Source organism: Rathayibacter sp. VKM Ac-2805 (assembly GCF_009834265.1).
Lineage (GTDB): Bacteria > Actinomycetota > Actinomycetes > Actinomycetales > Microbacteriaceae > Rathayibacter.
This window is the reverse complement of the sequence record NZ_CP047185.1, coordinates 462,928-485,031: the sequence shown is the minus strand read 5'-3', so window position 1 is coordinate 485,031 and position 22,104 is coordinate 462,928. Positions and strand designations below refer to the sequence as shown.

The following is a 22,104-nucleotide window of genomic DNA, read 5'->3' as shown; positions in this document are numbered from 1 at the left end:
GTGGCGCGCCGTCAGCACTTCGGCTGGTTCTTCTCCCGGGGCTTCGGACCGCAGGGATGGGGGCACCCCTACCGGGAGTGGAACCACGACTGGACGAAGCCCGGCCTCTACCAGCAGTCGGCCCGCGAGCTGGAGCAGGCCGGCTTCGAGCTGATCGTGATGGAGGACGCCGTCTCGCTCGGCTCCCCGGAGACGCTCGACCTGCGGGTGCGGGGAGCGTACGGCGGGCCGAAGCACGATCCGCTCCTCCTGGCGCCGTACCTGTTCGCGGCGACCGAGCGGATCGGGCTGGCGCCGACGATCAACGCCGGCATCACGCCCCCGTACCTCGCCGCCCGGCAGGCGGCGACACTGCAGCACCTCAGCTCCGACCGCTTCGGGATCAACCTCGTCACCGACGTCGGCAGCGCCCGCCACGTGGGCCTGGAGCCGCTGTCGCACGACGCGGCCTACGACCGGGCCGACGAGTGGATGGCGGTCGTCCGCCGGCTCTGGCACAGCTGGGGCGAGGGCGCGCTGGTCGCCGACCCCGAGTCGGGCCGCTACGCCGATGGCACCCGGATCGACGCGTTCCGCCACCGCGGGGAGCACTTCCGCGTGGACGGACCCCTTAACGCCGTCCCCTTCGCGAACGGCGACCCGATCGTCGTCTCCCCCGGCGGGTCTCCGCGCGGCCTGGCCTTCGCCGGCACGCAGTCGGACGTGCAGCTCGCCCTCGCCCCTCTGGAGGCCCGGGCGGTGCGCGACTACCGGGCGCGCGTGCTCGCCGCGGCCGAGCAGCACGGGCGGACCGCGGACGACCTGCGCGTGCTCTTCGTCGTGAAGCCCGAGATCGTGTCGAGCCCGGAGGAGGCCGCGCGCGTCGTCGAGGCGTCGCGCCACCCCGACGAGGACGCGCTGCGGCGGATCGCGCTCGGCTGGTCGAGCGACCTGGAGACCGCCCTCACCGGGCTGGACCTGGACCTCCCCGTCCCGCGGTCGGTGTTCGGCGAGCACGTCTCGCACGGCACCATCGCCGGCCTCTACGGCGGTACGGAGGACGCTCCGCTGCGGGAGCTGCTGACAAGGAAGGCGCGCAAGGGCCGCGTCGCCGAGCGCGCCGGCTTCGTCGGCACCGCGGAGGAGTTCGCCGACTTCGTCGAGGAGCTCGGCGACGACGGCGGCAGCGACGGGCTCCTCCTCTCCGGGGACCTGCACCCGGTCACCCTGCACCGGATGCTCGACGACCTCGTCCCCGTGCTGCGCCGCCGCGGGATCCTCCGCGACGAGCTCGCTCCCGGCGGGACCCGCGCCAACCTCTTCGGGACGTAGGGGGGGTCCGCCCCGTCTCACTCCGGATCCTGCGCCCGGCCGGGCACCGGGCGGAAGGATCCGTGCTCGATCTCGTGGGCGAGCTGCACAGCCTCGACACGCGAGGCCGCCCGGTCCACCGCCGGCGGCCCGGCCTCATCGGGGGTGCAGAGGGAGCGGAGGCGCTGAAGGACGGCTCCTCGCCACTGTCGTGCGATGCCGCCCGCCTCGGTGCTCCGCCGTCCCACCTCGTCGAGTCCCCGCGAAGGCGCTCCGCCGTTCACACGGCGGCCCGCACGGCTTCGAGCGTCTCGAGGAGGAGGGGACGCGGCATGGCGAAGACGAGACGCACGTGGTCGGCGTAGCCGGCGCCGCACAGGCGTCCGGAGGTGAGCGTCACTCCCGCCTCGCGCTGCAGGTGCTGCGCGGGATCGGCGAGGCCGAGAGCACCCAGGTCGAACCAGGCGAGATACGTCGCCTCCGGGGTGCGGTGCCCGATCCGGGGCAGCTCGGAGGCGAGGAAGTCGGCGATGAGGCGCCGGTTGCCGTCGAGGTAGTCGACGACCTCGTCGAGCCACGCTCCGCCCTCCCGGTAGGCGGCCGTCGAGGCGATCACGCCGAGATTCGAAGCGCCGTGCTGCACCGCGAACCCGAAGCGCGAGTAGACGTCCTCGTCTGCGTCGTTCGTGGTGATCAGCTGCGCGGCCTTCAGGCCGGGGATGTTCCACGCCTTCGAGGCGCTCGTTCCGGTGACGGAATGCCGGGCGGCCTCCTCCGAGACCGAGGCGTAAGGGATGTGGGGGACGCCGTCGAACCGCAGCGGCGCGTGGATCTCGTCGGCGAAGACCCGCCCGCCGTGGCGCTCGACGACAGCGGCGAGACCTTCGAGCTCGGACCGCGGCAGGACCGAGCCCGTCGGGTTGTGCGGATTGCAGAGCACCAGGGTGCCCGCTCCCTGCGCGAAGGCCGCATCGATCCCGTCGAGGTCGTGCTCCCAGCGGCCGTCGACGATCGTTCCCGGGACCTCGATCACCTCGCGTCCGATGGCCGACAGGTAGGTGAGGAACGGCATGTAAGCGGGGGTAGGCACGATCACCGGTGAGCCGGGGCGGGAGAACTCGGTGACGGCCACTCCGAGCGCGGCCATGACATCCGAGACGGAGTGCACGCGGGCGGGGTCGACCGTCCACGCGTACTGCTCAGCGAGGTACTCCGCGGCGGCCTCGCCCAGCTCGCCCGCAGTCGAGGGGGACAGATAGCCCAGCACGTCGCCGGCCACGGCGTCGTGCAGTGCCCTCCGAACGGCCGGCGCCGTACCGAAGTCCATCTCGGCGACCCAGGCTCCGATGGTGCCGGGGCGGAGGCTCCACTTGCGGCTCGTCGGGCGGTCGAGTCGTTCGCGCGTGAGCGAGTCGAACAGGTGCATGGGAGTCCTCGGGGAAGCGGGCGGAGGGCGCCCCGCTGGTCGATCGGGGCGCCCGAGGCGGGGGCGGCTCAGCTGTTGTCGAGCGGGAGCCCGGGCGGGTTCACCAGGGCCTCGTCCACGGCCTCGTCCTGCAGGCCGTAGGCCGACAGCCAGTCCTGGTACTGACCGTTCCCGATGAGGTAGCCGAGGGCCTGGGCGATCGGCTCGGCGAGTCCGGAGTCCTTCTTCACAGTCGCCGCGATCAGCCCGTCGAGCGATTCGCCCGCTCCGGAGAACGTGCCGGCGTTGCGGGTCGGGTCGGCGCCGTCCTCCGAGATCCGGTTCTGGTAGACCGTCGTCGGGTTGGGCCCGAAGTAGGCGTCGATCCGGCCGGAGCCGAGAGCGAGAGTGACGGAGTTGGCATCGGGCAGTCGCGTGATCTCCAGGGACCTGCCCTCGGACTGCAGACGGGCCTGCCACTCGAGCAGGATCTTCTCCTGGTTGGTGCCGCTGCTGACCGCGACGGTGAGTCCGTCGAGGTTCTCGTAGTCGCCGTCGAACTCCCAGTCGTTCGAGGCGAGGACCTGGAACGCGAGGGTGTCGGCGCGGTAGGAGGCGAAGTCGTACTTCTCCTTGCGCTTCTCCGTGACGGTGATGTTCGAGAAGCCGACGTCGCTGCCTCCGGTGTCGATGCCCACGAAGAGGTTGTCCCAGGTGGAGTTCTCCACCTCGGGCTGCAGCCCGAGGACGGCGGCGACGAGGCGGCCGAGATCGGGCTCCGAGCCGGTGAGGGTCTCGGTGTCGGTCCCGGTGAACGCGAGCGGAGGGAAGCCTGCGGGGAGAGCGCCGACGCCGATCGTCAGGGTCCCGCGGTCGAGGATCTCCTGCGGCAGCGTGCCGCGGATCTCGTCGACGACCGGCACGTCGATGTCCGTCTCGGTCGCCGCTCCGTTGGAGAGGGCACCCACGGTGACGGTGGTGGTGCCGGAGGCGGCTCCCGGGGAGGCCGGGTCGGAGGCGGCGGCACCGGAGCAGGCCGCGAGGCCCGTCGTCAGCGCGGCGGCAGCGAGAAGCGCCCCGACTCTGGTCCAACGAGTGATGCGCGGTCTGGTCATGATTCGATTCCTGTGTCTGTCGTGCGGATGGAGAGGAGGAGGAGTGCGGGGGCTCAGCCGAGGACTCGGCCGAGGAAGTCGCGGGTCCGCGGATTCTGCGGGCGGTCGAGGACCTCGCTCGGGCTGCCCTGCTCGACGACGAGGCCGTCGTCGACGAACACCACCCGGTCGGCGACCTCGCGGGCGAAGCCGATCTCGTGGGTCACGACGATGAGGGTGCGGCCGCTCTCGGCCAGCGACCGGATGACCTGCAGCACCTCCCCGACGAGCTCGGGATCGAGAGCCGAGGTCGGCTCGTCGAAGAGGATCACCTCGGGGTCGAGCGCGAGCGCACGCGCGATGGCCACGCGCTGCTGCTGGCCGCCGGAGAGCTGCCTCGGATAGGCCGCCGCCTTGTCGGCGAGACGGACGTGCTCGAGCAGGGCGCGTGCCCGCTCGCGGGCCTCCGCCGGCGGCTGCCCCTGCGAGATCGGCGCCTCGGTGACGTTCTCGAGGATCGTCAGGTGCGGGAAGAGGTTGAAGCTCTGGAAGACGAAGCCGATCCTCGCCCTCTGGCGCAGGATCTCCTTCTCGCGCAGCTCCTTGAGCCGACCGCCGCGCAGCCGCACCCCGATCAGCTCGCCGTTCACGGAGACGAACCCCTCGTCGAGCTTCTCGAGATGGTTGATCGCCCGCAGCAGGGTCGACTTGCCCGAGCCGCTCGGACCGAGGATGACCGTGACGGTGCCCGCCTCGACGCGCAGGTCGACTCCCCGGAGCACGGTCCGGTCGCCGTAGGACTTGGTCGCGTTGTGGATCTCGATGGCGGCGGTCATCGCGCACTCCTCAGGCCGGCGAGCGAGCGCCGCACCCGCTGGAGGGGCGTGGGCGCGAGCTCCCGGTGCGCGCCGCGGGCGTAGAAGCGCTCGATGTAGAACTGCACGACCGAGATCGCCGAGGTCAGCACCAGGTACCAGATCGTCGCAACGACGAGCAGGGGGATGATGTCCGTCGGGTACGTGCTGCCGAGGTTCTGAGCGACCCCGAACAGGTCGAGCAGCGAGACGTAGAACAGCAGCGAGCTCGCTTTCAGCAGGCCGATGATCTGGTTCACGTAGGCGGGCACGATCGAGCGGAGCGCCTGCGGGAGGACGATGCGGGTGAACTGGCGGCGCTGCGGGATCCCGAGCGCCTTCGCCGCTTCGTGCTGCCCCTGATCGACCGCGAGCACCCCGGAACGGACGACCTCGGCGCTGTAGGCGATCTCGGACAGGCTCAGGCCGATCACGCCGAGGGCGAGCGGAGGCAGCAGCGACACCGTCGGCACCGACCACTGCGGACCGAAGGGGATGCCGATGCCGACGGTCGGATACAGGTTGCCGAGATTGAACAGGAAGATGAGGACGAGGATCAGCGGCACCGAGCGGAACAGCCAGATGTAGACCCAGCTGAGCGTCGACAGCACCGGATTGCCCGAGAGCCTGGCGACGGCGACGACGATGCCTCCGACGAAGCTGATCACGGCACTGATGGCGGTGGCGAGGAGCGTCAGCTGCAGCCCCTTCAGGATCGCCGGACTGAAGAGCCAGGTCCCGACCTTCGGCCACTCCCACGACGGGTTCGTGAAGAGGGTCTGTCCGGCGTTCAGCAGGAGCACGAGCACCAGTGCGGCGACCACCCAGCGCACCGGGTGGCGCAGCGGCAGCACCGGCCGCTCGCCGAGTCGGGCGAGGTCGATGCCTCCGGGAAGGGGGCCGGACGTGTCCCGCGGTCGAGGCGGCGCGATCGTGCCGCTCATGAGGCACGCCCCCTGACGCCACCGCGCAGGCGTGCTCCGCCGTCGGGCAGGGACGCGGTGAGCTGCGCGAAGGAGTCGTCGTGCGCGGTCCGGATCCTCGCGACGTCGAGCGGCCGATCGGTGAGCGTCCGCGCATAGCCGTGCAGGACGACCACCTCCGGAGGCTGGGTCACGTCGTAGAGCGGTGTGTAGCCCGCGGTGAGGTAGAGCCGCTGCGCCTCCGGCTGGAGCGGCCCGGTCGTGAGGTAGACGGTCGAGTAGCCGAGCCGGCGGGCCTCCGCCTCGAGCTCGGCGACCACGCGCAGGGCGAGTCCCTGCCGACGGTGCGCCGAGGATGTCCAGATGCGCTTGAGCTCGGCGGTCGTGTCGTCGAATCTCTTCAGCGCGCCTCCGGCGATCGCGGTGCCGTCGCGCAGAAGCAGGACGAAGGATCCCTCCGGCGGGGCGAACACCTCGCTCGGGTAGCGCGCGAGCTCGGCCGATGCCGGCTCGCCCCAGGCGGTGCCGTAGCGGGTGTCGTACTCGCGCTCGAGCTCGTCGAGCAGGGGCCGGGCCCGCGGGTCATCGGCCCGCACATGGACGAACTCGTCGGCCGCGACGGTGTCAGACGAGGACACGAGCGGCCTCCTCGGCGGCCTGGGCGGCCGCGGCGTCGCGTCGAGCGACCTCCTCGCGCACCAGCGGTATCACGTGGCGACCGAAGTCGAGGGTGTCGTCGACGTAGTCGTAGCCGCGCGCCGAGATGATGTCGACCCCGAGATCGACGTAGTCGAGCAGCGCGGCGGCCACCGTCTCCGGCGTCCCGACGAGGGCGTTCGAGTTGCCGCGCGCTCCCGCGGCGACTCCCGCCCTGGTCCAGAGCGCGCGATCGAAACGGTCGCCTGCGGCGGCGATCGCGAGGAGGCGCTGCGAGCCGGTGTTCTCCGGCGCGGCGAGGCCTCCGGGGGCGGTCTCGCGGGTGCGCGCCTCGATGCGGCGGAGGATCCCCTCCGCCTTCTCCCAGGCCTGCTCCTCGGTGGCCCCGAGGATGGGTCGGAAGGCGACCTGGATGCGCGGCGCGACGTCGCGGCCGGCCGCCGCCGCCGCCTCCCGGATGCTGCGGATCTGCTCGGCGGTGTCCCGCAGCGGCTCGCCCCAGAGCGCGTAGACGTCGCTCTCGGCGGCACCGACGGACAGAGCGGCGGGAGAGGAGCCTCCGAACGAGATCTGCGGCCGAGGCTGCTGCACCGGCCAGACGTCGCTGACGAACCGGGAGAAGCGGTAGTGCTCCCCGACGTGATCGAACGGCTCACGGGTCGTCCAGACCTGCTTGACGATCCTGATGTACTCGGCGGTGCGCGCGTAGCGCTCGTCCTTGCTCAGGTAGTCGCCCTCCGCGGCCTGGTCCGCGTCCGACCCGCCCGTGATCACGTGGACGCTCAGGCGGCCTCCACTCAGCTGATCGAGGGTCGCGAAGGCTTTCGCCGCGACCGTGGGGTAGGAGACGTTGGGCCGGTGCGCCAGCAGCAGCTGGATGCGCTCGAGCCGCGACGCGATGAAAGCGGCGGCGACGGCGGGGTCGGGGGCTCCGGAGTGGTAGGCGAACAGGATGCGGTCCCACCCGCTGTCCTCATGAGCCGCGGCCAGACGCACCGTGTACTCCGGGTCGAAGCTCGCGCCGCTGCGTGCTCGTGTCTCGCTGCCGTCGTTGAGCGCGGCGATGCCGAGGAATTCGATGGGCACTCGAGGCTCCTGCCTGTCGGGGCGCACCGTTCTGCACGCCGTGGGGGCCGACGCTAGGGTCCGCGGCCACCCGGCTCCAACCCGCCGCTACACACTTCTTCACATCGTCACGAGTCGTCACAGAGCGGCGTCCTCACGGGGGAAGGGTCATCGTGGACGCATGTCAGCGCCATCGGACGGGACCCGCTCCCTCGTGATCGTCGGGGGAGGTCCCCGCGCGGTCGGGGTCCTCGAGCGCCTCGCCGCGAACGCCGCCGAGGACGCCCTCGGGCCGGCCGCGCTCGTCGTCCACGTCGTCGACCCGTACCCCGTCGGCCCCGGCCGGATCTGGCGCTACGAGCAGTCGCCGCTGCTGAAGCTCAACTCGCTCGCAGCCGACGTGACGATGTTCACCGACGCGAGCGCGACGATCGAGGGGCCGGTGCGCCCCGGACCCTCGCTGATCGAGTGGGCGGAGGCGGTGCGGGCCGGCCGGATCGCGCTCGCAGAGGGCGACGAAGCCGTGCGCCGCGAGCTCGACGGGCTCCGCGCCGACAGCTTCCCCACCCGCCGGCTGCAGAGCCTCTATCTGCGCTGGTTCCACCGGGAGGCGCTCGCCGCTCTCCGCCCTGACGTCGAGGTCCGCGAGCACGCGGCGCGCGTCGTCGAGGTGCTCGGTCGCGACGACGGTGCGCAGCGGGTCGTCCTCGACTCCGGCGACGTGATCGAGGCGGACCTGGTCCTGTTCTCGCTCGGGCACAGCGGCGCTCTGCCGACGGTCGACGAGACCCGGCTGGCCGGGTTCGCCGAGCGCCACGGCCTCGCCTACCTGCCGCCGTCGTTCACGGCCGACGCCGACCTCGGATCCCTTCGCGCCGGACACGACGTGATCGTGCGCGGCCTCGGCCTCGTCGCGGTCGACCTCCTGGTGCTGCTCACCGAGGGCCGGGGCGGCCGCTTCGAACGGGACGACGCCGGCGGACTGCGCTACCACCCGTCGGGACGTGAGCCGCGCATCCTGATCGGCAGCCGCCGCGGGGTCCCCTACCACTCGAAGATCGGCTCGACGCTCCAGGGAGCCGCGCCCGAGCCCCGCTGGTTCTCGGCGTCCGTCGTCGAGGAGCTGCGCTCGCGACACCGCCCGCTCGACTTCAGCGAGGACGTCTGGCCCCTGATCGCCCAGGAGATGCTCTGGGGCTACTACCGTGAGCTCTTCACCGGGCACCCCGACCGGGTGAGCACCGACTGGACGCACTTCTCGGAGGTGTTCTCGCGGCTCGACCCGCGCGCCTCGGTCCTCGCCGGCTCCCGCGGCCCGCGACCCGAAGCGGGACAGGGGTACGCTCTCCCCGCACTCGGGGCCGACGCCGAGCGGGTCCTCGGAGATGCGCGGACCCTGACCGCGCTCGTCGCGGACACTGTGCCGGACAGCCTCGACAGGCTGCTCCTCCCCGATCTCGACCGCCCGTTCGCCGATGTGCGGTTCGCCGACGGCTCGGCGCTGCAGGAGGCGGTGCGCGCCTACATCCGGGACGACCTGGCTCTGCGCAGCCGGCAGGAGCACAGCGCCACGATGGCGCTCTTCCTCGCGCTTCTGCGCAGCCACTTCCTCGTCGCCGATCTCACCGCGTCCGCGAGGTGGACGCCCCGCTCGCGGATCGAGGATCTGCACGGATGGTGGCTCGGCTGGTTCAGCTTCCTCGCGAGCGGGCCGCCCGCGCACCGTCTCGAGGAGCTGCTCGCACTCTCGGACGCGGGCGTCGTCGACTTCCTCGGCCCGGGCATCCGTGTGGAGACCTCCGAAGAGGAGGGCCGCTTCGTCGCGAGCGGCGGGGCGACCGATCAGGTCGTCCTCGCCGACGCTCTCGTCGACGCGCGCCTCCCCCGGACGTCCGTTGCGAGGAGTGACGACGCGCTGATGCGAGCGCTCGTCGCGTCGGGGTCGGCGGTCGAGGACCTCGTCGACGTCGGCGACACTCTCCTGTCGACCGGGAGGCTGCGCGTGCACCAGGACGACACCCTGCTGCGCTCGACGGCGGGAGGCCGCGTCGGCCGCCGGTACGCGATCGGCCCGTACACCGACTCGCCGTTCGTCGGCGCCTTCTCCCGGCCGGGCACGAACGCGGTGTCGTTCCGCGAGAACGACAAGGTCGCGCGCGCGCTGCTGCGCCGCCTCCGCGCACTCGACGACGAGGAGCTCGTCCGAGCCGGCACCCTGATCCGAGGAGCACGATGACCGCCGCCCCACCCCTCAGCCTCGCCGTCGCCCTCGAGGGCGCCGGCTGGCACCCCGCGTCCTGGCGCGAGCCTGGCGCCCGTCCCGACGCGCTCTTCACCGGCGCGTACTGGGCGGACATCGTGCAGCGGGCGGAGCGCGGCGGGATCGACTTCGTGACGATCGAGGACTCCTTCGCCCTGCAATCGGCGGACCCCTTCCTGGCCGACGACCGCACCGACGAGGTCCGCGGCCGGCTCGACGCGCTGCTGATCGCCTCCTACGTCGCCCCCCTCACGAGCCGCATCGGTCTCGTGCCCACGGTCACCGTGACGCACACGGAGCCCTTCCACGTGTCGAAGGCCGTCGCGACGCTCGACCACCTGAGCCGGGGCCGGGGCGGTTGGCAGGTCAGGGTGTCGTCACGCGTCGACGAAGCCTCGCACGTCGGACGACGAATCGCGGCGATCGTGCCGCCGGAGCCGGGCACGCCCCTTCTCGAGGACCCCGCGATCCGCGCCGTCGTCGACGAGCTCTTCGAGGAGGCGGCCGACGCCGTCGAGGTCGCACGGAGACTCTGGGACAGCTGGGAGGACGACGCCGAGATCCGCGACGTCGCCACCGATCGCTTCCTCGACGCCGACAAGGTGCACCGCGTCGACTTCGCAGGACGCTGGTTCTCGGTGCGCGGCCCCGCGATCACTCCCCGGCCGCCGCAGGGGCAGCCCGTCGTCGCCGCGCTCGCACACGCCGACATCCCGTACCGTTTCGCCGCGCGCTCGGCCGACGTCGTGTTCGCGACGCCTCAGAACGCAGCGGACGCCGAGAGGATCCTCCAGGAGATCGCCGAGGCGGAGCGCGGGGCGGGGCGGACGGGCGAGCGCCTGCGGGTCCTCGCCGACCTCGTCGTCGTCCTCGACACCCCGGCGGAGTCCGCCGCGGCCAGACTCTCGCGCCTCGACGCTCTCGGCCGACCGCTCACCGGCGACGCCGCCGTCGCCGCCGGGTCGGCCGCGTCCGTCGCCGACCGCATCGCCGAGCTCTCACGGCTCGGCTACGACGGCGTCCGCCTCCGACCCGCGGTTCTCGCCACCGATCTGCCGCTGATCGCCGACGACCTCGTGCCCGAGCTGCGCCGACGCGGTCTGCTCGTCGGGACGGAGGAGGGCCGCACCCTCCGCTCAGCCCTGGGCCTGCCCACGTCGATCCCGAACCGCTACGCCTCCGAGGAGCAGTCATGACGCGGCGACCGAAGCAGATCGTCCTCGCCGCCTACGTGGGCGGGGTGAACGAGCACACCCTGTGGGAGCACCCCGACGCCGGCAGCCAGGTCGACTTCTCGACGTTCCGCCGCGTCGCAGAGACCGCGGAGCGCGGGCGGTTCGACTACTTCTTCCTCGCCGAGGGTCTGGCCCTGCGGGAGCGCGCGGGGCGCCCGTTCGACCATGACATCGCCGGACGACCGGACACTCTGCCGCTCCTCGCCGCGCTGGCCGCGGTCACGGAGCACATCGGCCTGGTCGGCACGCTCAACGCGACGTTCAACGAGCCCTTCGAGCTCGCCCGTCAGATCGCGACCCTCGACCACCTCTCAGGCGGACGAGCGGGGTGGAACGTGGTCACGTCCTTCGACGCCTTCACGGGCGCGAACTTCCGCCGCGGCGGCTTCCTCGACCGCGCCGACCGCTACGCCCGTGCCGAGGAGGCCGTCCGCGCGGTGACGACGCTCTGGGACACCTGGACCTCCGACGCCGTGCGAGCCGATGCCCCCTCCGGCGAGTTCCTCGCCGACTCGTCGACGGGGTCGTTCGCCGTCTCGAGCAGCCAGTTCGACGTCTCCGGCCGTTTCACCGTGCCGCGAAGCCCGCAGGGCCGCCCGGTGATCGTGCAGGCGGGCGTCTCTCCGCAGGGCCGCGACTTCGCGGCGTCGAGCGCCGACGTGATCTTCTCCCCCTACCACCGGGGACCTGAGGCGCACGAGTTCGCGCGCGACATCGCGGCCCGGGTCGCGGCGGCGGGTCGCCCGGCCGGCTCCGTGCGGATCCTCCCGTCAGCCGCCGTCGTCCTCGGCGGCACCGCTGCGGAGGCGGAGGAGAGAGCGCGGTGGATCCGCGATCAGCAACTCACACCGCGCACGATCCAGGTGCTCTTCGAGCAGGTCTGGAACCGGGACCTGTCGGGCTTCGACGTCGACGGGCCGGTACCCGATCTCGAGCCCGACCTCGAGGCGCCGCCGCTGATCGAGGGCCGCGCACTGATCCACGGTGATCGCGCGGGGACCGTGCGCGCCTGGCGTGCGCTCGCTCAGGAGCGCGACCTCACCCTCCGCGGTCTCGCCGAGACCGTCTTCGACCGCACGGAGTACGTGGGCACGGCTGAGCAGGTCGCCGACCGTCTCGACGAGTTCGTGCAGAGCGGAGGCGGCGACGGGGTCGTCCTCGGATCGCACCTGCACCCGGGTGGTCTGGACGAGTTCGTCGACCGCGTCGTGCCGCTGCTGCAGGAGCGCGGTTCGCTGCGCACCGAGTACGAGGGCACGACCCTGCGGGAGAACCTCGGCCTGGAGATCCCCGCCCGGCCGTGACCTCATCCCCTCCGCCCCCTCTCCGACCTCCGAAGGAAGACCATGACCGACGCCTACTACGACCGCGCAGCCGACCGCCGCTACACCGCCGCCTACAAGAAGGAGACCCCCGACGTCCTTGCGGCGTTCACCGCCTTCGACACCGCCGTCTTCGCTCCGCAGGGTCGCGAGATCCCGCTCAAGTACCGCGAGCTCATCGCCTACGCCGTGGGCATCAGCAAGCAGTGCGTCTACTGCATCGACGGCCACGGCCAGAACGCCGTGCGCGCCGGTGCGACCGAGACCGAGCTCGCCGAATCAGCCTGGGTCGCGGCCGCCATCGGAGCCGGAGCCGCCTTCGCGCACGGCCGACTCGGCTTCAAGCTGACCGAGGACCACCCGCACTGATCGTGCCCCCGCCCCTGTCCCTCCTACCGATCGGCCGATCATGACGAACGAACCCGCCTTCAGCATCACCCTCACCCCCTTCGACGAGGACTACTCGCCGGCCCGGAGCTCCCGGATCACCACCAACTTCGCGAATCTGGCCCGCGGCGAGCGCCGCCGGGAGAACCTCCGGACCGCGCTGCGGATGATCGACGACCGGTTGAACGATCTCGTGCCGGGCGACGATCCGAGCCGCGGCCGCTACACGGTCGGGCTCGACATCGTCTCCGTCGGGCTGCGGCTCACCGCGGACGGCGAGGACCGGGAGTTCCCGCTGCTGGAGGTCCTGCGCACCCGGATCCTCGACCGCCGCACCGGCCGATGTCAGCCGGGGACACTGGGGAACAACTTCTCCTCCTACCTCCGCGACCACGACTTCAGCGTGCGGCTGCCTGCGGTCAACGCCTCGCAGGCCGGCTTCACCGTCCCCGACGACTTCGGCGTCCTGCACGGCGCGCTCTTCCAGCACTTCCGGGACTCCGCGCAGTACGCGGAGCTCTCGTCGACGCCGCCCGTCATCTGCATCAGCGTCTCGACGAGCAGGACGTACCGGCGCACCGGGACCCTCCATCCGATCCTCGGCGTCGAGTACCGGCAGGACGAGCTCTCGCTGACCGACCGGTACTTCTCGGAGATGGGCCTCGGGGTCCGCTTCTTCATGCCGCCCGGCAGCACGGCGCCGCTCGCGTTCTACTGCGGCGGCGACCTGCTGGAGGACTACTCGGACCTCCAGCTCATCGCCACCATCAGCACGATGGAGACGTTCCAGAGGATCTACCGGCCCGAGATCTACGGCGCGCGCTCGGCCGCCGCCGACGTCTACCGGCCGGACCTGGAGCAGCAGGACTACGTGCGGCCCGCGGTCTCCTACGACCGCGAGGAGCGCGGCCGGCTCGCGGTCGAGCAGGGGCGGTTCGCGGAGGAGCACCTCATGAAGCCGCACGGGGAGCGGCTGCGGCAGTGGGCCGCCGGGTACGCGGGAGCGGTCCGATGAGCGCCTGCGGATCCTCGACGTCCCTCCCGCTCCTGCCCACCTCGATCGCCGGCAGCCTGCCGAAGCCGTCGTGGCTCGCGCAGCCGGAGACCCTGTGGTCCCCGTGGCGGCTGACCGGCGACGCCCTGGCCGAGGGCAAGCAGGACGCCCTGCGCGCCGCCGTCCACGAGCAGCACCACCGGGGCCTGGACATCGTCAGCGACGGGGAGCAGACCCGCCAGCACTTCGTCACGACGTTCATCGAGCACCTCACCGGCGTCGACTTCGAGCGGCGCGAGACGGTGCGCATCCGCGACCGGTACGACGCGAGCGTGCCGACCGTCGTCGGCGCCGTGGGCCTCGAGAGGCCCGTGTTCGCCGACGACGCCCGGTTCCTGCGCGAGCAGACCGATCAGCCCATCAAGTGGGCGCTGCCCGGCCCGATGACGATGATCGACACCCTCTCCGACCGGCACTACGGGAGCCGCGAGAAGCTGGCATGGGAGTTCGCGAGCATCCTCAACGAGGAGGCGCGAGCCCTCCAGGACGCCGGAGTGGACATCGTCCAGTTCGACGAGCCCGCCTTCACCGTCTTCTTCGACGAGGTGCAGGACTGGGGCGTGGCCGCGCTGGAGAGGGCGGCGGAGGGACTCCGCATCGAGACCGCGGTGCACATCTGCTACGGCTACGGGATCAAGGCGAACACCGACTGGAAGGCGACCCTCGGGTCGGAGTGGCGGCAGTACGAGGAGTCGTTGCCGCTCCTCCAGCAGTCCTCGCTCGACATCGTCTCGCTGGAGAGCCACCACTCCCACGTGCCGATGGAGCTGATCGAGCTCGTCCGCGGCAAGAAGGTCATGCTCGGAGCGATCGACGTGGCGAGCGGGACCGTCGAGACGCCCGAGGAGGTCGCCGACACCCTGCGCCGCGCCCTCCGGTTCGTCGACGCGGACCTGCTCCTCCCCAGCACGAACTGCGGCATGGCACCGCTGCCCCGCGACCTCGCCTGGGGGAAGCTCAGCGCGCTGAGCGCGGGAGCAGCGATCGTCCGCGAGGAGCTCGCGCCCTGACCGGCCTCCGGGGAGACGGGTCGCGGCCGGCCCGTCTCCCCGGAGGTCCCGCCCGCCTCACCCCTCCGCTCGCGCCTCCTGCGCCGCGATGTCCTGCATCGCCAGGTCCGCCCGGCGGAACTGGTCCGTCTCCGGAAGCGCGAGGTGCAGTCCGGCGACGGTCGTGAGCGAGACCGTCACCTCGGCCACGGTCACGTCGAGGACGTGCCCGCCCTTCTCGCGGGCGTCGTCGACGTAGTGCAGGTGGTACCCGGGGACCGACACGGCCTGCTCGAACTGCGGAGTGCGGAAGCCCGCGATCGTGCCGCGGGTGTCGGCGATGCCGGTGACGCTCTGGTGGGCGGTCGCCTCGATCAGGGGCGGGTACGGCTCGGTCTGCGCGCCCACGGTCCGGGTGCGGACCTCGGTGAACCGGCCGTCGATCCGCAGGGCGACGGGGATGTTCCCGCCGTCGACCGCGTCGTCGATCAGCCGGGTGAGGCCGGCGAGACCGGTCGGCTCCTCCACCGTGAACGTCGTGGTCGCGTGGAAGGGCAGCACGGCGGCGAAGGGCGTCCGGTCGTCGCCGTCCGCGACCTGGACGGAGCCGTCGCTGCGCAGGTGGTAGCAGACGCCGTCGACGATCACCATCTCGCCGTCCAGGTGGTTGAAGGTGCCCAGGCCGAGATCGCCGTGGGTGAGCAGCTCGCGGATCGTCAGGTCCCCGTCGTAGACCCCGGCCAGCAGCGCGGCCATGGTCGAGCTCTGGTAGATCGCGTAGTCGTCGGTCGAGTCGACCGTGTGCGTGCTCATTCGAAGGCGTCCTCGACCAGGTGGGCGGCGATGTCGACGTTGCGGCTGTAGTCCACCGCGACGTCGATGATCGAGACGCCCGGCTCGGCCAGCGACGCCCGGAAGGCCTCCTCGAACTCGGCGAGGCCGCTCACCCGCCTGCCCGTGGCGCCGAACGCCGCCGCGAACTTCTCGATGTCGTAGTCGCCGAGCTGGACTCCGGACTTGCGGCCGTACTTCAGCAGCTGCTGGAAGCCGACCATGTCGTAGGTGTCGTCCCGCATGATCACGTGCGTGAACGAGAGGCCGAGCCGCGTCGCCGTCTCGATCTCCGTCGCGGAGAACAGGAAGCCTCCGTCGCCCGAGACGGAGACCACCGGGGTCCCGGGGCGCAGGAGGCTCGCCGCCATGCCCCACGGGAAGGAGACGCCGAGGGTCTGCTGCCCGTTCGAGAAGAGCAGGTGCTTCGGCTCGTACACGCGGAAGTGCCGGGCCATGAAGATGTAGTTCGAGCCGATGTCGCAGGCCACGGTGGCGTCGTCCGAGAGCAGGTCGCGCATCAGGAGCACGAGGCGGGCGGGATCGACGGTCCCGGGAGCCGCCTCGGCCGTCCGCGCCGCGTCGTCGATCCGCTCCAGCTCGCTCCGGTGCCGGGCGACCCGGTCGGCCGCGTCCTCGTCGAGCTGCAGGCCGGAGACGAGGGGCGTGAGGGCAGCGACGGTCTGCGCGAGATCGCCCTTCAGCTCCAGCGCAGGCAGGTAGTGGTTGTCCAGCGGGGCGTCGACGGAGTCGATGTGGACGATCCGGCGGTCGACGTCGCTGTTCCAGATCACCGGGTCGTACTCGACGGCGTCGTAGCCGATCGCGACGACGAGGTCGGACTCGGCGAGGGCGAGGTCGGCGGGCTGGTTCTTGAACAGGCCGACGCGGCCGAGGTAGTGGTCCTCGAGCTCGCGGGAGACGAGGCCGGCCGCCTGGAACGTCTCGATCACCGGCAGCTCCGTCTCGCTGATCAGGACCCGCAGGGCCGCGACGGTCGCCGGCTCCGACGCGCGGAGTCCCACGAGGAGGACGGGCCGCTCCGCGGTGTTGATCAGGTCGGCGGCGTGGGTGAGGTCCTCGGCGCGCGCCGGACCGCTCGTCGGCCCCGTGGCCGCCCGGGTGATGACCTGCGAGGTCGGCGCGGCCATCACGCTGGCCGACAGGACGACCGCCGCGGCGCCTCGGGGCTCGGTGACGGCGGCGCGGAAGGCGTTGCTGACCGCCTCCGAGACGTCGTCCGGATCCGTCGACTCGACCGTGTACTTCGTCACGGTGGTGAGGAAGGCGGCCGCATCCATCGACTGGTGCGTGCGCTTGAGGCGGTCGGAGAGCTGCACGGCCCCGGCGAGCGCGACGACCGGGTCCTGCTCTGTGTTGGCCGTGAGCAGGCCGGTGGCGAGGTTGGTCGTGCCGGGGCCGGAGGTCACCAGGACGACGCCCGGGCTGCCCGTGAGCCGCCCCACCGCGGCGGCCATGAAGGCGGCGTTCTGCTCGTGGCGGCAGACGATCAGCTCCGGCCCCTCGTCGGCGAGGACGTCGAAGACCGCGTCGATCTTCGCTCCCGGGATCCCGAAGACGTACTTCACGCCGTTGGCGGTCAGGGTCTCGATCACCCGCCGTGCACTGCGCGTCTCGACGTTCGGCTGCTCCATGGTCCGCTCCGCTCTCTCCTCGGTTGTACCGACGAGCGTAGGAACGGGGGCACCCGGAGCGACCCGGTCAGATGACTCGTTCTGCCGGCGGGCCCGCTGCCCGTCGCCCTGCGGCCGCCCCCTGCCCCGGCCGGTCCCGCACTCCTCCTCGGACGGTCCGCACGTGAGCCGCCCCCGCATCCGGGCCGTGCCGCTGAGAAGCCGCACATCCGGGCGCGACGGGCCGGTCCCGGCCCGCCGCGGATGCGAGCATGACCGGAGGAGGCACGGATGCGTGATGCGGTGATGGTCGTGGAGGACGACGTCGAGATGGGCGGGCTCCTCGAGCGCGGTCTCCTCGGCGACGGCTACGACGTCGCCCTCTTCTCCAACGGAGTCGACGCGCTGAACGCGGCGCGCGACGCGGACTACGCCGCGGCGGTCCTCGACGTGATGCTCCCCGGCATGAGCGGCTTCGAGATCTGCCGGCACCTGCGCGCGAGCGGTGCCACGCTCCCGGTGATCATGCTCACCGCCCGCGACGCGCTGCAGGACCGTGTGTTCGGCCTGGACGCGGGGGCCGACGACTACCTCGCGAAACCGTTCCACTTCGAGGAGCTCTCCGCCCGCCTCCGCGCGATGATCCGCCGCGAGCGCCTCACACACCGCGCGCCGGTCGTGATCGGGAACCTGCGCATGGACCCGTACACCCACTCCGCGACGGTCGACGGCGCCGTCCTGCCGTTGAGCCCGAAGGAGTTCGGCGTCCTCCGCGTGCTCGCCGTGCGTGCGGGCGGGTTCGTCATGCGGGAGGAGCTCCTGCTCGAGGTGTGGGGGTCGGCGGAGTTCGTGGACCACAACATCGCGGAGCAGTACATCAGCTACCTCCGCCGCAAGCTCGTCGCCGGTGCCGCGTCGGTCGAGATCGTCACCCGTCGGGGTGCGGGCTACCGGCTCGGGGTGAAGCCGTGAGGTGGCGGTCCCTGTCGATCCGGGTGCGGATCACGGTGTCGAGCCTGCTGGTCGCGATGCTGTTCTTCGGGATCGTCGCGATCATCGTCCGCGAGCAGCTGGACCACATCCTCGACGCCTCCACCATCGAGCTGGTCCGCTCGGGAGCGTCGCAGGCGCTGATCGAGGAGAGCCGCGACACCGCCGAGGCGGTCGTCGGCGGCGTCAGCAGGACACTCCTCCTCGCCCTGGCGATCCTCTTCGTCGTGTTCGCGGTGGCCTCCTGGGTCCTCGTCGGCCTCGCGCTGCGCCCCGTCGGCAGGATGCGCGCGATCGCCGACCGCCTGCGCCGCGGACACTCCACCGAGCTGCTCCCCGTCGGCCCGGCGCAGGACGAGCTCTCCGACCTCGCCTCGACTCTGAACGCGCTGATCGAGGATCTGCGGGAGTCCGCGGACCGGGAGCGGCGGCTCGTCGCCGACGCGAGCCACGAGCTGCGGACCCCCCTCGCCGCTCTGCGCACGCGGCTGGAGCTCGCCGAGCGGGTGCGCGACGACCCGGCCGCTCTCTACGCCGACGTCGTCGACGCGCGGCGGTCGATCGACCGCCTCCAGTCCCTGACGGACGGACTGCTGATCCTGTCGAGGATCGATGCCGGCACCGCCGTCGGTGATGCGCCGTCGACGGCACTGCGGGAGGAGGTGACCGACAGCGTCGACCGCGCTCGCATGCTCGCCCGCGACCGTGACCTCGCGATCGACTTCGTCGCCCCCGCGTCGGCTCGCGCCACCCGGTATGCCGTCTCGCCGACCGACTTCGGCCGGATTCTGGACAACCTGCTCGCCAACGCCGTCGCCGCGACTCCGGACGGGGGCAGCATCACCGCGACCCTCGTCGAGCGCTCGGGAGAGGCCGTCCTCTCGGTGGACGACGACGGCCCCGGCGTTCCGGAGGCGTTCCTCGCCGTCGCGACAGACCGTTTCACCCGCCCCGACGCCGCCCGCTCCCGCGACGGCGGCGCCGGCCTCGGGCTCGCGATCGTCGCCGGTCTCAGCCGCGCCGCCGGCGGCGAGCTCCGACTCCGCAACCTCGTCCCCCACGGCCTCGGTGTCGACGTCCGCATCCCCGCGACGCAGCCCCACCCGACCTCTCGCAAGGAGAACCGATGATCGACCCTCAATCCCTCCTCGACGGCGCCGGCCCCTGGGCGATCGCCCTGGTCTGCCTGATCGCCTTCGTCGAGACGGGCCTGCTGATCGGGTTCTTCCTCCCCGGTGACACCCTCCTCTTCTTCACCGGTGTCTTCGTCGCGACCGGCGTGATCTCCCTGCCGGTGCCGCTGGTGATCCTGATGGTCGCCGCCGCCGCGTTCCTCGGCGACCAGCTCGGGTTCGTCATCGGCCGCGCGAGCGGGCCGCGGATCTTCGAGCGCAAGGACAGCGGGCTCTTCAGCCGCTCGAGCGTCGCCCGCACCCAGTCGTTCTTCGACCGGTTCGGCGGCTGGGCGGTCACCATCGCCCGCTTCGTGCCGGTCGTGCGCACCTTCGCCCCCGTCGCCGCGGGCGTCGGCAAGATGCACTACGGCCACTTCGTCGGCTTCAACGCCCTCGGCGCCGCCGTCTGGTCCACCGGCGTGATCCTCCTCGGCTTCTTCCTCGGGCAGATCCCCGGCGTCGCGGACTTCGTGGGGACGTACATCGACATCGTCCTCGTCGGCATCGTCGTGATCAGCCTCGCCGGCATCGCCCTCACGTACTGGCGGCAGAAGAACCGCGCCGGCCGCGACGCCTGAGCGCCGCGCTCAACGGGTCGGGCGCGGTCGGCGGAGCGCGATCACCGCTACCAGCAGCAGGAACACCGCGAGGGCCGCGAGCGTGACCGGGCCGGTGCCCAGGCCCAGGCCCTTCCGGTCGACCGGATCCGCGAGCCAGTCGCAGACCGAGGCGCCGAGCGGTCGCGTGACGACGTAGGCGGCCCAGAACGCGAGGACCGCGTTCCGCCCCGTGAACCGGTGCGCGAGCGCCGGCACCGCGATGACCGCCGCGAACAGGACCGCGGACGGCAGGTAGCCGAACCCGAGCGTCGACGCGGTCAGATCGCCCGCGGCCGTGCCGAGCGCGAAGGTCCCGGAGACGGCGAGCCAGTAGAACGCGGCGCGGCGCGGCGTCGTGATCGAGTGGATCGACAGCGTCCGCTCCGCCCGCCACCACAGGGCGAAGACCGCGGCGAGCGCCACCGCGAACCCGAGAGTCGAGACGAGGTACGGGACTCCGGCGACCACGTGCAGCACGTCGGCGGCCATCGTGCCGAAGACGCTCACCATCAGCACCGCCGTCCAGTACACCCACGGGATGTACCGGCGGGCCGCGAACTGCAGCGCGAGGGCCGCGAGGAACGCGAGCCCTGTCGCGCCGACCACGATCACCGGGTCGAACGCGGTCGCGAGGAAGTCCGACGCCGTCTCGCCCATCCCCGTCGTCAGCACCTTGAGGATCCAGAACAGCGCCGTCGCCTCGGGCACCGTCGAGGCGGCGTACCGGCCGGCGACGAGATGTGAGCGGATCCGAGGGAGCGGAGGTCGGCGCTGATCGGTGAGGTGCGTCATGCCGCCATGCTCGGGCAGCCTGCGGTACCCGGGCCTGGGGGCTTCGCCGGGTCCGTTGAACAAGAGCACAGCGACCGCACTCCGTCGGCGCCGTGTCCGGCGGAGCTCGGCCGGCAGCCGCGCTCGATCGGCCGGACCGTCCCCGCTCGTCGTCGGCGCATCCGGATCCCGGGGCCGCCGGGCCGAGGATCGAGCCGCGCTGCCCGCCGACGGTCTGCTCCGAGAGTCGTCCGACGCTCGCCGCGACGTCTCCGGTCGTGATGGACTTGCCCGCATGATGATCTCTCCGCGCGAGTCCGCGCACGACACGAAGGCAGGCGTCTGATGGCCGAGGAGCGCGCGATCCTCGCGGGCGGATGCTTCTGGGGGCTCCAGGAGCTCATCCGCGACATGCCGGGCGTCTTCAGCACCCGCGCCGGGTACGCCGGCGGCAGCACGCCGAACGCGACCTACCGCCACCACGGCGACCACGCTGAGGCGGTCGAGATCGAGTTCGATCCCGAGCAGCTCTCCTACCGCGACCTGCTCGAGTTCTTCTTCCAGGTGCACGACCCGACGACGAAGAACCGTCAGGGCAACGACATCGGCACGGCGTACCGCTCCGTGATCCTCTTCCTCTCCCCCGAGCAGGAGAGGGTCGCGCGCGAGACGATCACCGAGATCGACGCGTCGGGCCGCTGGCCCGGACCGGTCGTCACCGAGGTCGAGCCGGCCGGCGAGTTCTGGGACGCCGAGGAGGAGCACCAGGACTACCTGCGCAAGCACCCCGGCGGCTACACCTGCCACTGGGTCCGGCCGAAGTGGGCGCTCGACGCCTGATCCCGGTCACGCGGGACGCGGGGCCCCGGGCTCCGCTCCCGCGTGCACGGCCGGCGCCCGGTGCGCGAAGAGCAGCACGACGGCGAGCGCCGAGAGCACGAGGGCCGGCGTCGGAGACCAGGCCGGAGCGAGCGTCACGGTCGCCGCTCCGACGACGGCCCCGCCCGCGAGGCTCGCGACGATGAGCGCCTGGAGGGTCCTCGACCCGGACGAGCGCTCGGCGAGCTCCTGCATCAGGCTGGTGAGCGTGCCCGTGACGAAGGTCGTCGTCAGGCCGGCAGAGCCGGAGATCCGCTTCGCGAGCACGGTCTGCAGCCCGAGCGCCGCCGCGCTGGTCGCGATGAAGGCGCAGTCCACGAGCAGCGGCCGGCCGCCCTGCACCGTCGGCCAGGCGACCGCGACGGCGAGCTGGAGGACGACCCCCGCGAGGGCGATCGCGCGGAGCGGACGTCTCCCGTCGCCGGTCGACGACGTGCGCGCCCGCGTCGTGCGGAACCCGGCGTAGACCGCTCCGGCGAAGAAGACGATCGCCGTGACCGCTCCGGCCGCGGTCGTCAGCCAGGCGGAGCGGGGGTACAGCCCCAGCAGGACCAGGTTGCCCGTCATGTTCGCGGTGAAGATGCCGCCGAGCAGGAGGAACGCGAACGCATCGGTCGCGCCCGAGGCGATCGCCAGCAGCACCAGGGCGAGCCGCAGGCGCGCAGGTCCGGTCACCGCCGTCACGCGGGA

Annotated in this window: 21 protein-coding genes; 11 read left to right on the top strand and 10 right to left on the bottom strand. The window is 72.1% G+C overall.

The window, feature by feature from the left end; all coding sequences use genetic code 11:
- Window positions 1-1,311, top strand: coding sequence for an LLM class flavin-dependent oxidoreductase (locus GSU40_RS02245; protein ID WP_160033400.1), 1,311 nt, complete (start codon window positions 1-3; stop codon window positions 1,309-1,311).
- A 259-nt stretch (window positions 1,312-1,570) separates the two neighbouring features.
- On the opposite strand, the gene GSU40_RS02240 is transcribed toward GSU40_RS02245, so the two are convergent.
- The 6 genes from GSU40_RS02240 to GSU40_RS02215 all read right to left on the bottom strand — a co-directional run bounded on the left by GSU40_RS02240 (window position 1,571) and on the right by GSU40_RS02215 (window position 7,309).
- Window positions 1,571-2,716 (bottom strand): aminotransferase class I/II-fold pyridoxal phosphate-dependent enzyme, encoded by a 1,146-nt coding sequence (locus GSU40_RS02240; protein WP_104247108.1) that lies wholly within the window; start codon window positions 2,714-2,716, stop codon window positions 1,571-1,573.
- A 68-nt stretch (window positions 2,717-2,784) separates the two neighbouring features.
- Entirely contained in the window at window positions 2,785-3,810 is a 1,026-nt protein-coding gene (locus GSU40_RS02235) for a transporter substrate-binding domain-containing protein (RefSeq protein WP_160033398.1), read from the bottom strand.
- A 53-nt stretch (window positions 3,811-3,863) separates the two neighbouring features.
- Window positions 3,864-4,625, bottom strand: coding sequence for an amino acid ABC transporter ATP-binding protein (locus GSU40_RS02230; RefSeq protein WP_104223287.1), 762 nt, complete (start codon window positions 4,623-4,625; stop codon window positions 3,864-3,866).
- Window positions 4,622-5,587, bottom strand: coding sequence for an amino acid ABC transporter permease (locus GSU40_RS02225; RefSeq protein ID WP_104233982.1), 966 nt, complete (start codon window positions 5,585-5,587; stop codon window positions 4,622-4,624). Before GSU40_RS02225 ends, GSU40_RS02230 begins: the two co-directional genes overlap by 4 nt.
- Window positions 5,584-6,204, bottom strand: coding sequence for a GNAT family N-acetyltransferase (locus GSU40_RS02220; protein ID WP_208543350.1), 621 nt, complete (start codon window positions 6,202-6,204; stop codon window positions 5,584-5,586). The genes GSU40_RS02225 and GSU40_RS02220 overlap by 4 nt, the downstream gene beginning before the upstream one ends.
- Window positions 6,191-7,309 carry an LLM class flavin-dependent oxidoreductase gene (locus GSU40_RS02215; RefSeq protein ID WP_104223289.1) on the bottom strand — a complete coding sequence of 373 codons (1,119 nt, stop codon included), beginning with the start codon at window positions 7,307-7,309 and terminating at the stop codon, window positions 6,191-6,193. The genes GSU40_RS02220 and GSU40_RS02215 overlap by 14 nt, the downstream gene beginning before the upstream one ends.
- Before the next feature lie 160 nt (window positions 7,310-7,469).
- Here GSU40_RS02215 and GSU40_RS02210 point away from each other — a divergent pair, with 160 nt between their 5' ends.
- Genes GSU40_RS02210 through GSU40_RS02185 form a run of 6 tightly spaced genes read left to right on the top strand, consistent with a single transcriptional unit; the run spans window position 7,470 to window position 14,556 of the window.
- Window positions 7,470-9,524: an FAD/NAD(P)-binding protein gene (locus GSU40_RS02210; RefSeq protein WP_104338848.1), complete on the top strand. Its 2,055-nt coding sequence runs from the start codon at window positions 7,470-7,472 to the stop codon at window positions 9,522-9,524.
- Window positions 9,521-10,744: an LLM class flavin-dependent oxidoreductase gene (locus GSU40_RS02205; protein ID WP_104226542.1), complete on the top strand. Its 1,224-nt coding sequence runs from the start codon at window positions 9,521-9,523 to the stop codon at window positions 10,742-10,744. Before GSU40_RS02210 ends, GSU40_RS02205 begins: the two co-directional genes overlap by 4 nt.
- Window positions 10,741-12,087 (top strand): NtaA/DmoA family FMN-dependent monooxygenase, encoded by a 1,347-nt coding sequence (locus GSU40_RS02200; protein WP_104223292.1) that lies wholly within the window; start codon window positions 10,741-10,743, stop codon window positions 12,085-12,087. The genes GSU40_RS02205 and GSU40_RS02200 overlap by 4 nt, the downstream gene beginning before the upstream one ends.
- Window positions 12,088-12,129: 42 nt before the next feature.
- Window positions 12,130-12,474 (top strand): carboxymuconolactone decarboxylase family protein, encoded by a 345-nt coding sequence (locus GSU40_RS02195; RefSeq protein WP_104223293.1) that lies wholly within the window; start codon window positions 12,130-12,132, stop codon window positions 12,472-12,474.
- Between the two features lie 40 nt (window positions 12,475-12,514).
- Window positions 12,515-13,507: a putative oxygenase MesX gene (locus tag GSU40_RS02190; RefSeq protein ID WP_160033396.1), complete on the top strand. Its 993-nt coding sequence runs from the start codon at window positions 12,515-12,517 to the stop codon at window positions 13,505-13,507.
- Window positions 13,504-14,556: a methionine synthase gene (locus tag GSU40_RS02185; protein WP_160033394.1), complete on the top strand. Its 1,053-nt coding sequence runs from the start codon at window positions 13,504-13,506 to the stop codon at window positions 14,554-14,556. Before GSU40_RS02190 ends, GSU40_RS02185 begins: the two co-directional genes overlap by 4 nt.
- 57 nt (window positions 14,557-14,613) lie before the next feature.
- Here GSU40_RS02185 and budA read toward each other — a convergent pair whose 3' ends face one another.
- Window positions 14,614-15,348, bottom strand: a complete 735-nt coding sequence (gene budA / locus GSU40_RS02180; protein WP_160033392.1) for an acetolactate decarboxylase — start codon at window positions 15,346-15,348, stop codon at window positions 14,614-14,616.
- A complete protein-coding gene (gene alsS / locus GSU40_RS02175; RefSeq protein ID WP_104283990.1) occupies window positions 15,345-17,021 on the bottom strand; it encodes an acetolactate synthase AlsS in 1,677 nt (558 codons plus the stop codon). The genes budA and alsS overlap by 4 nt, the downstream gene beginning before the upstream one ends.
- Before the next feature lie 270 nt (window positions 17,022-17,291).
- On the opposite strand from alsS, the gene GSU40_RS02170 reads away from it, so the two are divergent.
- The 3 genes from GSU40_RS02170 to GSU40_RS02160 are packed head-to-tail and all read left to right on the top strand — an operon-like array spanning window position 17,292 to window position 19,743.
- The gene (locus GSU40_RS02170; RefSeq protein ID WP_160033390.1) at window positions 17,292-17,972 is read left to right on the top strand and encodes a response regulator transcription factor; all 681 of its coding nucleotides are present in this window, start codon (window positions 17,292-17,294) and stop codon (window positions 17,970-17,972) included.
- Window positions 17,969-19,120 (top strand): HAMP domain-containing sensor histidine kinase, encoded by a 1,152-nt coding sequence (locus GSU40_RS02165; RefSeq protein ID WP_244229561.1) that lies wholly within the window; start codon window positions 17,969-17,971, stop codon window positions 19,118-19,120. Before GSU40_RS02170 ends, GSU40_RS02165 begins: the two co-directional genes overlap by 4 nt.
- Entirely contained in the window at window positions 19,117-19,743 is a 627-nt protein-coding gene (locus tag GSU40_RS02160; RefSeq protein WP_160033388.1) for a VTT domain-containing protein, read from the top strand. The genes GSU40_RS02165 and GSU40_RS02160 overlap by 4 nt, the downstream gene beginning before the upstream one ends.
- 9 nt (window positions 19,744-19,752) lie before the next feature.
- On the opposite strand, the gene GSU40_RS02155 is transcribed toward GSU40_RS02160, so the two are convergent.
- Complete coding sequence (locus GSU40_RS02155) at window positions 19,753-20,556, bottom strand: hypothetical protein (protein ID WP_160033386.1); 804 nt, start codon at window positions 20,554-20,556, stop codon at window positions 19,753-19,755.
- 324 nt (window positions 20,557-20,880) lie between these two features.
- On the opposite strand from GSU40_RS02155, the gene msrA reads away from it, so the two are divergent.
- Window positions 20,881-21,375, top strand: a complete 495-nt coding sequence (msrA, locus tag GSU40_RS02150; protein ID WP_159912307.1) for a peptide-methionine (S)-S-oxide reductase MsrA — start codon at window positions 20,881-20,883, stop codon at window positions 21,373-21,375.
- Window positions 21,376-21,381: 6 nt separating this feature from the next.
- Here msrA and GSU40_RS02145 read toward each other — a convergent pair whose 3' ends face one another.
- The gene (locus tag GSU40_RS02145; protein WP_160033384.1) at window positions 21,382-22,098 is read right to left on the bottom strand and encodes a YoaK family protein; all 717 of its coding nucleotides are present in this window, start codon (window positions 22,096-22,098) and stop codon (window positions 21,382-21,384) included.
- Between the last annotated feature and the right edge of the window lie 6 nt (window positions 22,099-22,104).